Origin of the sequence: Paenibacillus sp. FSL R7-0210 (assembly GCF_038009085.1) — a bacterium.
In the GTDB taxonomy this organism is placed as follows: domain Bacteria; phylum Bacillota; class Bacilli; order Paenibacillales; family Paenibacillaceae; genus Paenibacillus_AQ; species Paenibacillus_AQ silagei.
Genome location: NZ_JBBPAR010000001.1, coordinates 4545568 through 4561728 on the forward strand (window position 1 = coordinate 4545568; position 16161 = coordinate 4561728).

Consider the following 16161-nt stretch of genomic DNA (forward strand, 5'->3'; position numbering starts at 1 on the left):
AGGATAAGTTATTGAGTGAAACATATAAATTCTTATATTTTCAAAAAAACTGCCCCAAGTTGGAGCAGCCTGTTGATCCTCTCAGCAATCCCTCAGCCTTAGCACCATTCATTCGTGACGCCTCATCACGTAAATACTTCATCCGGGCATCATATTCCATACGTGTAGCGGCATCCTGACTCAGGAACTCGAGCGTATCCATTGCTTTTTTCAACATCGGTTCATTCATGGTCAGCACCTCCCAGTTTGGTTGTTCAACACCCTTGAGGAATAATAGCCAGTTGATCAGACCACCAGTTAATGGAACGGCCTGCTCCTCGAGCTTCGTTAATTCCATCACATGAATCTCAAGATCGTTATTAAGAGAAATTCCAGTGTGATCTTCCCGAAGATGAAACACATTATGATGACGGTCATTCGGCAGACAGGAGTAGTTCAGTATATTGATCATCGTCGCCTTTTTGAATTTGGTGGTAATACATCTCACTCCAGTAGAAAAGCGTCCGCTTCTCCATATTGTATGGATTGAACAGCTGCATTTCGATGTTGATCCGTTTGCCCTCAGCCGTCTTGGCCTTGATGTCCAGAATAGACTGTTTTTCTGCGATTATATCATGGCAGAACTACTCGTTGTAGACAAAGCCAGCCCATTTGGGCCTCATATACTGCTATTCTGTCCCCAAAGCTCTATAAAACATACAGCCAAGACAATGCGCTCTCTCGTGTTACTTCGGAACGGCTGTCCGCCCCGGAGGGACGCGGCATGACAAGCTGCCGGTCTGCCGCGCTGACTACGCCGCTTCACTACTCCGCTACTCCGCTTCAAGAATGTACCGGTTCCACCGCTGCTGCCAGGCCACATCCTGCCAGAACGGATGATGCGGCGCACAGTTGGAGCACAGCGTCATGCCCCAGAAGCCCAGCGCCATCCCCTTACGCAGCGCATACTCGGCAATGAACTTCCCGACCGGGCCTTCCTCGAAGCCTGCAAGCAGCGGGGTATAGCCGACATAGCCTTCGCCGATCACTACCGGCAGGCCCGAATGTACCGCCCATTCCTGCGCTTCTTCCAGGCGCATGTCCGCTTTTTGCAGCATCGCCAGCTTATGGGCTCCGTAGCGGTCATATAGATAGAGATCCCATAGATCAGGGTCGGCCCAATCATGCAGATAGATCAGCTTCATCCCGACCGGATTGCCCTCCATCCGCCACTCCTGCCCTGCGGGCAGGGTCCATTCTCCGAAGGGTGGGGCATCTTCCCTCAGCATAGACCGGACAAAGGTATTCGGAAAAGGCACCCCCTCATCATTCAACCCCGCTGCGTCCATAAGCTCATTCAGCACGCCTTTGATATAGAGATGATAGTGAGCCACCTGTAAATTACGGGCTACATATGCCTTCGGATAAGCTTCGTTCAGTGTATAGCTGGCTGTGATCAGAACATCAGGATGCTGTTCGCGGAGATACCCTACCGCTTCCTCGATATAAGGCTGCATGGCCTCCACCAGCCTGGGCGTATCCGCTGCGCCGATTCCCTGCACGGTACCCACGGCGGTAAGCTGCCCGAATTCCACTTCATTATGCAGCTCGGCATAAACAATTCGATCAGCGAAGCCTTCCCCCTTGACATACCGGATGAGCTGGTCCATCGACCGGGCCAGGGCCATGAACCGCTCTGCGGGAGCAATTGCTGCCAGCTCATCACGCAGTGCGGGATAGGCCAGGAAGCTGGGGCTCTGCTGATATTCCCAGGAAGACAGCATAATATAGAGTCCGTGCGCCTTGGCCTGCCTGAACAGCTCCAGCAGATGCGCATGCCCGTCCAGCTCGGCACCGCCGCGACAGTTGTACCAGCGGGTACGCTGGCCCACTTCCCCCAGACTGCCGAAGTGCAGCGGTCCGGGGCGTTTGCCTTCCGCTGTGAATAACAGGAACGGCATGGCGCAGATCCGGATGGTGTTATATCCTCTGTCGGCTGCCTCCTTGCATCTTGCCGCCAGATCATGATAAGGCTCGCCCGGCAAGGTCATGGTGTACCAGGAGAAATCCCACATGGTAAGAGTAAGCTTGCGGGGCAATCTGTTCAGCACTGCATCCATACTGTCCATGCTAATCCTATGCCGTCCTGTTGTATGCATAATCTGTTGTCCTCCTTCTGCTTAGAGTTGTCCCCGGTTCAGGGCACTATCGGCCATCCGTCTGTGAACCCCGGCTCCTTGATGATTAGGGTCCAGGGCAAGAGCTGAATCAAGCTCCGCTGCCGCAGCTTCATACCGGCCCAGCCCGAGAAGCCCGAGCCCCCGCATGTAGCGGCAATGTATGACATTGCGCCGGTTGAGGTCATCCTCAAACACCAGGAAATCCGGCAGCGATACGGCGAAATAGTCCAGCTTGATATCATCGAAAAGATGACGCTCGGCATAATCAATCAATATATTGAAGCGGCGCTTGGCCTCCTTCGGCTGCTGGAGCCTCAGCCAGGCCAGCCCCTGGTAGAAAATCATCTCCGGCGGCTGGTCATTGTAGAACACCGCACTTGCCGGCTCCGCCAGACCTTGTGAAGCCGCCCTGTAGCAGCGCTCAGCCTCTTCTTCCTGCTGAAGCCCTTCGTATACCCGGCCAAGAGCATATTGAATATTATTCTCCTGCGCCCCTTCCAGCTTCCCTTCGCCCAGATTATGCGGATAGGCCAGCGCCAGCCGGAAATGCTTAAGCGCAGCGTCATACTGCCCGTTCTCCAGTGCCAGTCTGCCAAGCCCGCTATGGGCGAATTGGTATTGCCCGGTCACCTTCCCCTCTCCGCCCTCCCAGGGATGGAAGGTACGCGAGCTTAATGCCCTAACCGCTTCGTCATAGCGCTCAAGCTGGTTAAGCATCGTTACATATTCGATATACAGATCATCCCGCTGCTCCACCAGACTGCGTTGTGCTTCAAGATGACCCAGCCGTTCCCCGGCAGACCACACGAGCTTCTTGCGCAGCTGGTCCAGCTCATACAGAATCCGCGCATCCTGCGGCGCACAGGCGAAGGCCTGCTCCAGTGAAGCGAGCGCCGCCTCAGGATTGTTCTGCTTGTTGTAATAGGCCAGAGCCAGATTGCGGTGAACGATGGCGAAATCCCCTCTCAGTTCACGTGAACGTTCCCAGCTTGCCGCCGCTTCCTCCGGCCGCTTCTTGTCATAATAGAGATTGCCGAGATAGTAATAGGCCTTATCATCCAGGGGATTCGCCCGGACGGCGCTTAACAGCCATTCAAGCTCGGACAGGGAGTTCGGGAAGCAGTGCAGCGGGGAGGCTGCTTGCCCCTGGCGGCGGGCCTCCCGTGCCTGCTCATTTTGTCCCGTACACTCATAACATTCGCCAAGGGCATAATGCAGCATCGGATAGACCGATTCGGATTCTAGTTCCAGTCCGGGTTCAGATTGAGGTTTGGAGCTGCCCCGTTCGACCGCTCTCTCTCCTATAGCAAGAGCTTCCGCATACAGTCCGCAGCCCATATAATCTGCCATAAGATTAAGGTAGTTGTGTGCGTCACCACGCATAAGCCGTTCCAATTCTGTCAGCGCCTCTTCTGCCGCAGCAGGGTCACCCAGTGCTGCAAGGACCAGGGCCAGTTCGTTATATGCGCCAAAATCAGCAGGATCAAGCTGCACAGTCTCACTTGCGAATCGCCTCGCCTGCTGCGGCCGGCCAAGCCTCCGCAGGAGAGCAGACTTGAGGTTCCTCGCCTTATAGTTACGCGCATTGCGGATCAGCGAACGCTCCGCCAGCTCCAGCGCCTCGGCATACCGGCCCTGCCGGCAGGCAATCTGAGCTAGTGAGTAATACCCTGCATCCTGCCAGGTTGCCGACCATACCGCTTTGTAATAAGCAGCAAAAGCCTCATCCAAGCGGTTCTGGCCGCGCAGGGCAACCCCCAGCTGATAATAGGCTTCGCTGTCATACGGGTTAGGATTACGCGAGGTCAGACGCTCAATGGCGCGGCGGAGCAAAGGCTCACTCTGAGCATATTGCCCGCGGCGGAGCAGCAGCGTTCCATACGCTACATTCAGCCGGATATCCCCGCTGTCCCGTTTAAGCCCCTCCAGATAATAGGCCTCCGGCTCAAAGGTGGCATGCCGGTACTGCTCCAGATGCAGGCCGGCCAGATACAGCTCCTCTGCTGAGCGCAGCTCTTCCGGCGGGGCCAGCGGCTTCGCCGCCTCAGGGATACGCCCAATCTCCGGACGCTTCGGCTGATAGGCGACCAGCAGCCTGCCCTCCCCGCTATGGACTGTCAGCTTGAGGTCATGCTCCTGCTCTCCATGGTCCAGCATAACCGTAAGCTCTATAGCCTCTGCCAGAGACAGATCGGCAGTCTCCCGCAGATATTCGCCTGCGGCTCCACTTAACCGGATAATGGCCTGTTCAAACCGTGAAGTCACGTATACCTTCACCACCGCCTGAGCTAATGCCGCATCCACCTCCAGATTGACCGCAGCGTCTACCGAGGCATTTTTCACCAGACCGATGCCTTTATACGGCATGAAATACTGGTTGAAGCTCTTCTCCTCATACGGCTGCAGCCAGGTGAAGTCAGGCTGGTTATCCGTGTACACGCCCGTCATGAGTTCAATATAAGGTCCGTCTTCATCGGTCAGCTGGCGGTCCCAGGCCTGGCCGAACTCCCCGTTCCCCCAGGTCCATTGCTTCTTCCCCGGTGAGATGTGATGATCAGCCACATGCAGCAGCCCCGCCTGGACGCCGTGATCATATCCACCGACGAAATTATAATCCGACTTGTAGGCCATATAGGAGGTCGGAACCGGAATATTCTTATAGCGGGAGATGTCCACGCCTTCCGAATAATCCTGTTTGTAGTAGGTACCGGTCGCAATAGGGAACCGCGATACATCCCTTTTGCCATGATCGAAGACGGCTGTGACATCAGGCGGAAAAACAGACTGCGTCTGATCATTGACCGCAACCGCCGGGTTGGCCCACCACAGGAAGGTCTGCGGCAGCGGCGTCCGGTTATAACACTGCGCATGGACATCCAGATAGGCTCTCCCGGGATAGAGTCTGAACGCAGCCGTAACCTTCGTTCCGTACATCCGGTCAATCTCGCTCACCCATACGGTAGCGCTTCCATCCTCAGCAGCCTCAAGTTTATATTCAACCGGGCCGAACGTATTCGGGCGGTGATGCTGCGGCCAGTTGAACTCAATGCCCCCGGAGATCCAGGGACCTGCAAGGCCGACCAGCGCTGGCTTGATTACACGGTTATAATAGACAAAATCATAATTGTTCGTCTTGTCGAGCGCCCGGTAGATCCGCCCCCCAAGCTCCGGCATGATCTCTATCCGCAGATATTCATTCTCCAGAATAATCAGCTTGTACGTCCTATCCTTCTTCACATCCGAGATGCTCTCAATCACGGGATGCGGATATACACGCCCTGAGCTTCCCTGATAGACTCTTTTCTCCAGAAACATGGGGTTCGGATCAGCGGCGCCTGCCTCATAGGTTGGTATCATCACACTGGTCTCCCGTACCTGTACCCGGTCCGCGCTGTCCGTATTGTCCCTGTTGTCTGCGTTGCCCGCATTGTACGTATTGTCCACATTGTCCGTATTATCCGCATTATCCCCATTGCCACCGTAGTCAGCGTTGTCCCCGGCTGCCTCCGGCTTCTTACCGCCACCTGCATACTGCATGCCCTTCACTGCCTCCCTTGACTTGATAGTTCTACTCTAGCCGCTGGCCGGGGAGTTTCCAATTGACGAAATGCGGGAAGTGATGGATTATATTCTTATTCTGTGTAAGCTTGTTAACCTACTATCTGTTAGGGGGAAGCGGCATGAATCACGGTCATATCCGCAAGCCGGAAGGGTTTGTGGAGGAGAAGCTGTATGTGCTGCCGGAGTACTGGATGAAGGAATTGGAACAGGAGGAGCTGACCGCCTCCTTGTTCATTACGGACATTGGTTATTTCCCGAATGCCCGTTATCATTTCAGGGAACGCCTGGAAGGCAGCCCGTCGCATATCTTGATCTTGTGTGAAGCGGGGGAGGGCTGGGTGGAGCTGAATCATGGGGAGCAGATGACCATGCAGCCGGGGGACATGGTCATTATTCCTCCACACACCCCGCACCGGTACGGGGCCATGCAGGAAGAGCCATGGAGCATTTACTGGTTCCATTTCAAAGGAAATCATGCGGACCGGCTGGTGAAGCTGTTCGGATTGTCGGGCGCTCCCCTCGCCCTGGCCCCGAGCGGCAAGGCCCGGCTCATCGAATGGTTCGTTCCTGCCTATGAGCTGCTGGCTGAGCGGACCTACGCCCTGGCTACCCATGTGCACATCGCCCAGACGGCCAGACAGCTGCTCTCCGGCATCGGCATTACGGCAGGCCCGTCCGCGCAGGAGAAGAAACGCGGGACGTATCTGGAACAGGCGATCCAGTATATGAACGGACGGCTGGGCAGCAACCTCACCCTGCCTGAGCTCGCTAAGCAGGTCGGCGTGTCAAAGCAGCATCTGATCTATATCTTCAACGCTGAGACCGGGGTCTCCCCGATCGGGTATTTCCTGCGGCTCAAAATCCAGCGGGCAGGCCATCTGCTCGATCTTACCGAGCTCAGCATTAAGGAGATCGGCTCCGCTATAGGGATCAACGACCCTTATTACTTCTCCAGGCTGTTCAAGAAGATTTCGGGGTTCTCTCCTTCAAGCTACCGGAAGATCCCGAAGGGCTGAATCTGTACTCGAACGAAAAGGGCCTTCCAGGCTAATTTCTTAGCCGCAGAAATGCCCTTTTTGAATATCTCTGAATATCTGCCGCGTAAGCTAAGCAGCTCTGCTATTCAATCTCCTTCCCGGTAAACAGCGAGACTCTCGCTTTAACCAGCTCCGTATATTCCTTCTCCATTTTCTCTGCACCCGCTTTGTTCAGCTCCGCAATGAAATCATCGTAGATTTTATCGAAATCGGCTGTGCGGGAGAGGATGGCTTCGGGAATCCTTTTATGGACGATATCCTGCGTCTTTTGATAGATTACCTGATAATCCCCATCTGTCGGCACCGGCATATTGTACAGCGCGCCCCATTCCTTGACCGGGAATTCATCCTCCGCCGGGAACAGGTCTTTCCAGGTTGTTGCGTTATACGCAGCCAGACTCGCCTTCTCCGCATCCGAATATTCGGCCAGAATCTGTTCCGGGAAGTTCGTAGTATAGTAATTGCCTGTAGAATCCTTCACACCGTCCCCATAACGGACTCCCAGCGTGGAATACAATCCCACCCCTGTCGCCTTGGTGAAACTTGCTGCATCGTTGACCTTCTGATCGAGAATGTCGGCAGGGATGACGCGCTTCCCGTTCTCCACATTATAATGCTTGCCTTCGATCCCCCAGTTTCTCAGCACCTGGCCTTCTTCCGAGGAGAGCCAGTCCAGGAATTTAATCGCGCGGACCGGATCTTTACAAGCCGTGGTGATACTGATCCCGTAGCCGTCCACTCCGACAGACTGCATGGCGTGATCCTTGTACTCCTCACTCAGCGTAACCGGGAAGTGGGCGTACGTATATTCGTCTTTGCCCGCAGCCTTCAGGGCGTTCTCCGCATCCTGATACTCCCATTCCACTGAGGTGAGCCCCAGCACCCGGCCGCTGGAGATTTTGGATTTGTACTGGTCATCCTTTTGAACAAAGGATTCCTTGTCGAGCAGCCCTTCATTGTACATATGGTTCAGCCAGCGGAAGTACTCCTTCTCTTCAGGCTTCTTATAATGCAGCATCGTCTCGTACGTCTCAGGGTTCACATAATATTCGCCGTCATTGGTTCCTCCGGTAGTGATATCGCCCTGGTTGGTCACCGTAATCATGATCTTCCAGCCGTCAGCATTGACGGTCAGCGGTATGGTCGGCTGCCCGTCCGTCGTTGGATGCTTAGCCACATACGCCTTGAGGACATTCTCGAAATCCTTCACCGTCCGGACTTCGGGATACCCAAGCTCTTTCAATACGCGGTGCTGAATCTGAAATCCGTTCGTCGCATCGAAGCTCTGTTGATCAATGCCGACATTCGTCGGGATCGAATAGATCGCCTGATTATCCTTGCTGTATTTCATCCGGTTCATGTTCCCATCCATGACTTTCTTTATATTCGGAGCATATTTATCAATCAGCTCGGTCAGGTCGATAATGGCTTCGGCATCCACCAGCTTGCCCAGCTCTCCCTTGGCATAGATCATATCAGGATACTCTCCGCTGGCTGCCATCATTGAGATTTTGTCCTGTCCCCCTCCGCTGCCCACATCATATTCCGCGTTCAGGGTAACACCTGTTTTGGCAACAATCTCCTTGCCGATATCATCCTCCATCCTGTTCCAATTCGGACTGGCATCGGCGCCAAAGAAGGTAAACGTTACGGGAGCTGTATCATTTGCGCTGTTATTTCCGTTCGTTATATTCTTTGTGTTATTTCCGGCACTGCTGCTGTTGCTGCAGCCTGCCGAAATGAGCAGCATACTTGCCAGCAGACCCATCCCTAATCTTCTTGGCATTTGTTTTTTCATCCGTCTCATCCCCTTTGGTTGAATGCGTTTACAGTTATATTTTAGCGTCACCTTTGGCGGATAACCTTGATTTTCAAGTCGCAGACTAGCATTATATAGACAAATACGTATTTCTGAGGTGGGAGCTTTGTGAGCAATGTTTATTTGAACTGGTTCACGACTGACGAGCATTTTCCTTTCTTTATCCAATATGGCGGGCACGAAGAAGACACCTCCCTCCATCAGCATGCAGACTTCTCCGAGCTTGTCATTGTGCTGAACGGACATGCTGCGCATATCGTCAACGACGAAGAGGCTTTTATCAAGAAAGGCAATGTATTCGTGATTAACGGCGGCACTCCCCATGCCTATAAGGACCCTTATGATTTCATAATTTGCAACATTATGTACAAATCAGGCATGCTTAAGCTGGCCGGACCGGACTTAAGGACGCTGAACGGCTATCAGGCGCTGTTTGTCTTAGAACCCTTTTACCGCAGCATTAACGCCTATAAAAGCAAAATGAACCTCCCCATCGTCAGCCTGGAGGCTGTCTCATCGCTTGTGGCCGGCATGATTACCGAATATGAACAGAAGCAGCACGGCTATCAGACCATGCTCGCCTCCAAATTCATGGAGCTGGTCGTGTATCTGTCCAGACATTATGACATTCAGGAGAAGGGCGTGGACAACAGCCTGATGCACCTCGCCAGTGCGATCTCCTATATTGAGGATCACTATCATGAACCGGTTACTCTTGATGCCATTGCCGCCAAATCGGATATTTCCGTCCGTCATTTGAACAGGATATTCCAGGCGTATTATCTGACTACACCGATTGCTTATATTCAGCGTCTCCGGCTGGAACATGCATGCTCACTGCTCAAGCAAACCAGACACCCTATTACAGACATCTCCTATAGGTGCGGATTTAATGACAGTAACTACTTCGCCCGTCTCTTCAAAAAAACGTACGGCAAGTCCCCGAAGGCCTACCGCAATCAGCAGTAGTTGTGCAGCAGCCAGGTCCATACGTGTTTAACGCAAAAAAAAGCAGCATGTCCCAAGGAACTGCTGCTCACAACTTATACCGCCGGCTGATCCAGCGGCTCATAATCGAACCAGTCATACGCTGCCGGAGCGCCCTGTCCCGTCACGGACGTTGCATACATGGCGACGAATACCCCGGTGAACCCTCCTGAGATTTCGGTGCTGAGATAATGTGTCTCTCCAGCCCCCAGCTTGATCACCCCGGAATCCGGTGCCTCAACCGAGGCTTCTATGCTGCCGGGCAGCGCCTTGATTCTCAGGATGACCGGCCCGTCAGGACACTCCTCCACATGCTCCACCCGGAGTGAACCGACCGTCCGCCGGAACACGGCGGCTCTCCGCCCGCTGACAGAGCGGATCACCAGCTCATAATGATGCTTCTCGTTCTTGTATACTGTAATTCCGGCTTCTTCCCCTTCATGCTGCGGCTCATAATCCAGCTCTGCTGCTATATTGGCCGTGAAGTGGCTGAGGCGGCGGCCCGCAAAGGCAGGTGCGGCGGCTTCATTCAGCGTAGCCTCGTGGCCATGCAGAACGAGATGGCCCGGCCGTTCTTCAAGCGACCAGCTTCCTTCTGCCGGATTACGCAGAAAAGTCCAGTCCAGCCCCAGCCGGGTATCATCGAAATGGTCTCTTACGGGCTTCGCCGGCCAGCGGACTTCCGGCAGCAGCGGCGAGTCCATAACCGGCTCGATGTGGCCGCCGTTCCCGATAACCGGCCAACCCTCGGATGTCCAGGTTACGGGAGCCAGGAAGCTCTCTCTGCCCAGATGATGGCCCATCGGATAGGAGACCGGACGAATGCCTAAGCACACCGCCCACCAGCTCCCGTCCTGCGCCTCAACCAGATCGGCATGGCCTGTGGCTTGTATGCTGATTGCCGTACTGCGGTTGGACAGAATCGGATTATGGGGACAAGCAGCATACGGGCCATACGGCTGGCGGCTTCTGGCGATGGTCTCCATATGTCCATACTCCGTTCCGCCTTCGGCGATCATCAGATAATACCAGCCGTTCTTCCGGTACAGATGCGGAGCCTCGGGATGAGCGCCGCCCGTTCCTGTCCAGATCAGCACACTCCCGGTCAGCATTTCCCCGGTCCCGATATCAATCTCGCACTGGTAGATTCCTTTCCCCTGTCCGCCGTCCATGGCGGACTGGAAATATACGCGCCCGTCCTCATCGAAGTACAGGGAAGGATCAATTCCGCTCTGCGCAACCAGATAGGGCTCCGACCAGGGGCCTTCCGGATGCTGTGTTTTGACGAAGAAATTGCCCATCCCGCTTACATTCGTGGTCACCATATAGAACCAGCCGTTATGGTAACGGAGGGTCGGCGCGAATATTCCGCCTGAGCTCCACGAATTCTCCAGCGGCAGCTGTTCTACCGTTGTAAGGCAATGGCCGATCTGACGCCAGTGGACAAGATCCCTGCTGTGAAAGACTGGTACTCCCGGATAATATTCGAATGTGCTGGTTACCAGATAATAATCATCCCCTACCCTGCAGATGCTGGGATCGGGATGGAAACCGGATATGATGGGATTGGTATAGTGCATGAAGCCGCGCTCCTGTCCATTTTCAATTGAATTCTAGGTTCTATATCGATTATATCTGGAATCGCTCTGCCAAACCTTCACTTTCAAGTCACGGGAATAGCAAAATCCAGACATGGCCGCGCTTAGTTCCGTGCAGATGTTATATAGTTACCTTTTCAAATGATTGAAGCCGCTCCGCCTCTGCTTCCGCCGCCGCCAGAACCGGTACCCTCTGCGGACCGTCTCCAGAATCAGGCGCGGAACCGGAAATACCCGGCGGGAAGCCACCGGCTGGTACAACCGGTAATACAGCCGCTTATAATCCTCCCACATGCTGCAGTCGTCATCCTTCAGGAAATCCGAGACATCTACAATCAGTCCCCGCCCGTCCCGGAGCATCACATTCTTGGCATGGATATCATGCGGGCGCAGTCCCCGGGATCTCGCATACTGAAGCGCGTTGTCGATGTCTTCAATAGCCTGTCCGGTAATGAGAATGCCGCGTTGCATGGAATCGTAGAAGGTGACTCCTCCCAGCCTTTTGAGGACCAGGAAATCCGCTCCGGCATAATAGCACTCCGAGAAGGCCGGATGCTGTCCAAGGCGGCAGTACACTTCTGCTTCTTCCTCAATGCCCGGCCTGCCCGGCGCGTAGATCTTCACTGCGAATTCCTCGGCTCCCTGCCGGCAGAAGACAGCCGCATAATTTCCGGTTCCGAGCACACTCCAGGGCTTTGGTACACCGCTGACCTTCACCGGCTCCAGCGGATTCACGCTCTCAATACTAACCTGTCCCAGCAGCTCGCCCGTGATCTGCTCCAGCAGCTTGTCCATCCTTCTCACCCCGCAGCTTAAGTTCAGTAATGACTCTACCCACCCAGTGTACGCTATTCCCCGGAGATCAGCCAATCTTGCCGGTAAGCATGGCGAAGAACCGGACAACAGCTCTCCGGCTCTTCGTATATATGAACGTACCTGTACACTCGCCCATTATCCACGCCGCCACCTTGGAGTTAAGCTAAATGAATGACCTCATGCTCCTCCGCACTTCGGTAGGTTCCGAATACAAGCTCCAGCGTCTTCAGATTATCTTCGCCGCTCGTCTGGAATTCCTCACCCTTATTCAGGCATTCAATGAAATGCGACTGCAGGCGGTAATGACTCTCTTCAAAATCAAGCCCGTTGTCCTCCGAAACCACCGTCTCGGCTCCGCTGTTATCAATCAGGCTGAGTGTGCCGCTGCTGTACAGCTTAATTGTAGCCTGATCGCCTTCAATAATCAGCTGCTCCTTATGGTCCGGCAGCACCGGAAGAGTTAGCGGGCCGGGCAGATTCTGCCGGGTGGCCCAGCTCATATCCATCAGTCCCATATAATCGTCGTAGCCAAGTGTAATCAGCCCGGCATCCTCTCCGGCAATATAAGAGCTGACCTTCCGGGTCTCCGCATATAGCCGCTTAGGCTCCCCGAACAGGAAACGCCACGTATCATACCAGTGAACCCCCATCTCATAGAATAGCAGCTTCGGCATCTCCCGGAAGAACGGCTGCGGAAGCTCATTCTCCGGGGCAAACCGCGGTGAATAATAATCCGTGTGGATATAGCGGATCGTCTGGAGCCGTCCTGCCGCTCCCTCATCCAGCAGCTTGCGGATGGCCTGAATCGGCTGCAGCCAGCGCCAGTTCTCTGTAACCATCAGCCGGACGCCCGCAGCACGGGCCGTTTCCACCATCTCACAGGCTTCCTCCATGGAGCGGGCAAAAGGCTTTTGGCACAGGATATGCTTCCCGGCCCGTGCGGCCAGTCCGACCAGCTCAGGATGAGTATCCGGCGCAGTAATAATATCTACTATATCCAGTTCCGCAGAAGACAGCATGTCTTCCAGCGTAGAGTACAGCATGTCCCGGGGAATCCCGTATGCCTCACCCTTACTGTGCAGCTTAACCGAATCCAGGTCACACAGGCCTTGAATCTGAACGCCGGGGATACGCTGCCATGCCTGCAAATGCTTGTCCGACCAATACCCTGCGCCCACAACACCAACCTTCCACATCTTATTTCGCCTCCAGGTCATGCTCATCGCGCAGACGCGTCATTCTCACCGCCATATATGTCCGTCCCGGCAGATCGACCCTGAAGGTTCCCTGATAGCTACCCGCAAGCTCATCCACCGTCATGTTCCAGGTATCCAGCAGCTCCACCTTATAGCGGAACTCCGGGTTCATCGTGAACTGGCGGAACTTCGGCCGGTTGAATCCGAAATAATAGAGAACATATTCATCCTCCACCCCGGCTCTGGGCAGATCCCACTCCGAAGGCAGCGGGTTCAGACCCTCAGAAGGCCCTTCTTCCAGCACGCGGCGCAGAAAAGCAATCCGCTCAGGGCTCGTACCATACAGCCGGCCACCCTTGGCCCACCAGAGCTTATCCTCCGGGTGCAGATAGGTTTCCCCATGTCCGACATACCCTCCACGGACCGCGCCTTCCCAGAAACGGCGGACCATCTCTTCCCCGGTAATATTCCCCCAGCCATGCTCGACATTGCCCTCGTAGGCACATTCATCGATCACGACAGGCTTATTCCAGCGCCGTCTCCATTCATCCGTATGCTCAGAGGTCTTGTAAGCATCCACACGCTGAATGCTACAATGCGTAACCCAGGGCTGGTTGAAATCATAGAAGGCAATGCCATTGTGATTAGAGATCAGGTGCCCGTAAGGATCATACGACGTTACAATGTGGGCATACCGCTCCCAATCAGCCAGCACCTTGTTGCTCATGAAGTCATATTCATTGGCCAGCGACCACCAGACATGACGGTACGCCGAGAGCCTGGCTACAAGGTACCGGAGATAGCGGTCATCCGCCTCCTTGCCCATATCCGCGAAGCCCCAGCGGTCATACGGATGGAACAGGATCAGGTCGGCCTCGATGCCCAGCTCCCCAAGATCTGCAATCCGCTCCTCCAGATGCCGGAAGAACGCCGGGTTGAACCGACTGTAATCCCAGCCTGCCTCGACCGTGCCTTCATAGGGATAGTACTCCGGTTCATTCTCGTTATAGGAGTATGACTTCGGGAACACGCACATTCTTATTTTGTTAAAAGAAGACGCTTTCAGCGTGTCCAGCGTCTGGCGCTCCATCTCATCCCCCTGATGGGTCCAGGCGTAGCAGGTCGTGCCGACAGGAAGATAGGGCGTTCCGTCCGCATAGGCAAAATGAAAAGTATTCCGCACCCGGACCGGACCGTGATTCCCGCCTGCCGCAGCCGTGCATTCCAGTCCCCCTTCAAGCTCATGCAGCGCAGGCTCATTGCTGCTGGTCCGGAACGTCCACTTCCCCTGATGCTCTGGCATGAAGCGGATGCGATATACCCCGTCTCCATCATAGAAGCCCAGAACAAGAACCGAACGTTCTCCCATCGAAAATTCCGCCTGCAGCGCTACCTCCGTAAACGGATTGCCCCCGGCAGGGCCTCCTTGCAGTACAATTTCACATACGCCCCACTGTGAAGTCTGGTCAGGCACCGATACGGAGACCCTCCCCTGGAATGCTTCAGCCTGCCCTGCTTCCTTCGGATTAGCCATAAGTCCTGCTCCCTTCTGTATAAATCCTAAGATATACAAATAGCAACATCAAACTAAACAACAACTAAAAAAAACTAATATCACTAACTATAAATTTATTATAAAGCAATCCTACAACACCTTCATGCCATCGTCAACGTTCTTATTCAAGCTAAAAACCAGCTTATTCAACTATTATATTAACCTCGATGATATGCCAAATTCACTAAACATAACTAAACAAAAATACAAATTACGCTTCATTGCTAAAATTAGCGCCTTCCCTTACACTAAACATACTTAAGCTACGATGCTGAATGGAGGTCTTGTCATTGAATATGGAGGAGCTTGCCCGGCTGGCCGGGGTCTCCAAAGGGGCCGTCTCGCTGGCGCTAAACGGAAAGCCGGGGGTCGGGCCGGAGACACGCGGGCGAATCCTGCGCCTGGCGGAGACCTACGGATACACCGGCAGGGGAAGAGCAGCGGCCGCCGAAGCGAACGCCACCACCCTGCGGTTCCTAGTGTTCACCAATGCCGGACTGGTTCATGAGGAGTATTATCAGCAGCCCTTCTTCCGGGAGCTGATTCATCATATCGAGGAACGCTGCCGGATGGGGGGCTACAGTCTGATGTTCTCCGCGCTTGAAGAGAAGAACTATGAGCAGGGCATTCAATCAGTGATGGAGGAGCCTACCAGCGGCGTGATTCTGCTCGGGACCAGCCTGGATGCGGCCAGAATAGCCGATATCTCGGACAAGCTGCCCGGCTTGATCGTGCTGGACACCTGCTTCGATGCGCTGCCTGTCCATTTTGTCGAGATCAACAATTATATGGGTGCTTATCAGGCAGGCACCTATCTGACCGGCCACGGGCACCGGAGAATCGGTTATATCGCATCCGAGGAGCGGATTCATAACTTCGGGGAACGGGAGCGCGGGTTCATGGACGCCATGGCGGAGTCGCAGGTGGAGATTCCCCGGAGCAGCCTGCTGGCGGTGCCGCCGACTTTATTTTCCTCTCAGGGACCGTTACGGGACAAGCTGCAGCAGCTGAAGGACAGCGGACAGCCTTTTCCCACCGCCTTCTTCTGTGAATGTGACTACATCGCCATCAGCGCGATCAAGGCGCTCAGCGAGTTGGGCTTCTCCGTCCCGGAGGATGTATCCGTCATCGGCTTCGATAATATCAATGAATCACAGATTGTAGCCCCGGAGCTGACCACGGTTCATGTAGAGAAAGAACGGATGGCCGCATGGGCAGTGGATCTGTTCACCGCTTCTCTTCACCGGCAGTCCGCAGTCAGCACCAAGGTCAAAGTCGACACCCTCTTGATCGAGAGAGCTTCCTGCCGGCGGCTCGAACCCTCTACGGATTAATAAGCTACACTCACAGCCTATTTGCAAAAAAACAGGAGTCAGCCCTAACCGCATCATCGCGGCTAAGGGGTTGGCTCCTGTTCCTGTTCCATGGACCTG

At 54.5% G+C, this 16161-nt stretch carries 10 protein-coding genes and 1 pseudogene; 3 read left to right on the plus strand and 8 right to left on the minus strand.

Annotated features, from left to right (window positions below; all coding sequences use genetic code 11):
- Positions 1-76 precede the first annotated feature (76 nt).
- The 3 genes and pseudogenes from MKY64_RS19415 to MKY64_RS19425 form a co-directional block, all read right to left on the minus strand.
- Positions 77-614 (minus strand): annotated as a pseudogene (locus MKY64_RS19415) (Rpn family recombination-promoting nuclease/putative transposase); the annotation flags it as partial.
- Positions 615-812: 198 nt separating this feature from the next.
- Positions 813-2099: a cellulase-like family protein gene (locus MKY64_RS19420; protein ID WP_340958131.1), complete on the minus strand. Its 1287-nt coding sequence runs from the start codon at positions 2097-2099 to the stop codon at positions 813-815.
- A 60-nt stretch (positions 2100-2159) separates the two neighbouring features.
- On the minus strand, positions 2160-5516 hold the full coding sequence (locus MKY64_RS19425; RefSeq protein ID WP_340958132.1) for a tetratricopeptide repeat protein: 3357 nt from the start codon (positions 5514-5516) through the stop codon (positions 2160-2162).
- A 323-nt stretch (positions 5517-5839) separates the two neighbouring features.
- Between MKY64_RS19425 and MKY64_RS19430 the strand changes: the two genes are divergently transcribed.
- Positions 5840-6736, plus strand: a complete 897-nt coding sequence (locus MKY64_RS19430; RefSeq protein WP_340955139.1) for an AraC family transcriptional regulator — start codon at positions 5840-5842, stop codon at positions 6734-6736.
- A gap of 103 nt (positions 6737-6839) precedes the next feature.
- On the opposite strand, the gene MKY64_RS19435 is transcribed toward MKY64_RS19430, so the two are convergent.
- Positions 6840-8555, minus strand: a complete 1716-nt coding sequence (locus MKY64_RS19435) for an ABC transporter substrate-binding protein (protein ID WP_340955141.1) — start codon at positions 8553-8555, stop codon at positions 6840-6842.
- Between the two features lie 129 nt (positions 8556-8684).
- Between MKY64_RS19435 and MKY64_RS19440 the strand changes: the two genes are divergently transcribed.
- Positions 8685-9545 (plus strand): helix-turn-helix domain-containing protein, encoded by an 861-nt coding sequence (locus MKY64_RS19440; RefSeq protein WP_340955143.1) that lies wholly within the window; start codon positions 8685-8687, stop codon positions 9543-9545.
- Between the two features lie 74 nt (positions 9546-9619).
- Here MKY64_RS19440 and MKY64_RS19445 read toward each other — a convergent pair whose 3' ends face one another.
- The 4 genes from MKY64_RS19445 to MKY64_RS19460 form a co-directional block, all read right to left on the minus strand.
- Positions 9620-11143, minus strand: a complete 1524-nt coding sequence (locus tag MKY64_RS19445) for a glycoside hydrolase family 43 protein (RefSeq protein ID WP_340955145.1) — start codon at positions 11141-11143, stop codon at positions 9620-9622.
- A 147-nt stretch (positions 11144-11290) separates the two neighbouring features.
- Positions 11291-11956 carry a serine/threonine protein kinase gene (locus MKY64_RS19450; RefSeq protein WP_340955147.1) on the minus strand — a complete coding sequence of 222 codons (666 nt, stop codon included), beginning with the start codon at positions 11954-11956 and terminating at the stop codon, positions 11291-11293.
- Positions 11957-12135: 179 nt separating this feature from the next.
- Positions 12136-13173 (minus strand): Gfo/Idh/MocA family protein, encoded by a 1038-nt coding sequence (locus MKY64_RS19455; RefSeq protein ID WP_340955149.1) that lies wholly within the window; start codon positions 13171-13173, stop codon positions 12136-12138.
- A gap of 1 nt (position 13174) precedes the next feature.
- Entirely contained in the window at positions 13175-14707 is a 1533-nt protein-coding gene (locus tag MKY64_RS19460; RefSeq protein WP_340955151.1) for a DUF5605 domain-containing protein, read from the minus strand.
- A 317-nt stretch (positions 14708-15024) separates the two neighbouring features.
- On the opposite strand from MKY64_RS19460, the gene MKY64_RS19465 reads away from it, so the two are divergent.
- Entirely contained in the window at positions 15025-16062 is a 1038-nt protein-coding gene (locus MKY64_RS19465) for a LacI family DNA-binding transcriptional regulator (RefSeq protein ID WP_340958133.1), read from the plus strand.
- Positions 16063-16161 lie beyond the last annotated feature (99 nt).

Excerpts from the sequence above, each read along its gene's own strand:
- MKY64_RS19420 (WP_340958131.1), bottom strand. The coding sequence starts at position 2,099 with ATGGATGCAGTGCTGAACAGATTGCCCCGCAAGCTTACTCTTACCATG.
- MKY64_RS19425 (WP_340958132.1), bottom strand. The coding sequence starts at position 5,516 with ATGATACCAACCTATGAGGCAGGCGCCGCTGATCCGAACCCCATGTTT.
- MKY64_RS19430 (WP_340955139.1), top strand. The coding sequence starts at position 5,840 with ATGAATCACGGTCATATCCGCAAGCCGGAAGGGTTTGTGGAGGAGAAG.
- MKY64_RS19435 (WP_340955141.1), bottom strand. The coding sequence starts at position 8,555 with ATGAAAAAACAAATGCCAAGAAGATTAGGGATGGGTCTGCTGGCAAGT.
- MKY64_RS19445 (WP_340955145.1), bottom strand. The coding sequence starts at position 11,143 with ATGCACTATACCAATCCCATCATATCCGGTTTCCATCCCGATCCCAGC.
- MKY64_RS19450 (WP_340955147.1), bottom strand. The coding sequence starts at position 11,956 with ATGGACAAGCTGCTGGAGCAGATCACGGGCGAGCTGCTGGGACAGGTT.
- MKY64_RS19455 (WP_340955149.1), bottom strand. The coding sequence starts at position 13,173 with ATGTGGAAGGTTGGTGTTGTGGGCGCAGGGTATTGGTCGGACAAGCAT.
- MKY64_RS19460 (WP_340955151.1), bottom strand. The coding sequence starts at position 14,707 with ATGGCTAATCCGAAGGAAGCAGGGCAGGCTGAAGCATTCCAGGGGAGG.
- MKY64_RS19465 (WP_340958133.1), top strand. The coding sequence starts at position 15,025 with ATGGAGGAGCTTGCCCGGCTGGCCGGGGTCTCCAAAGGGGCCGTCTCG.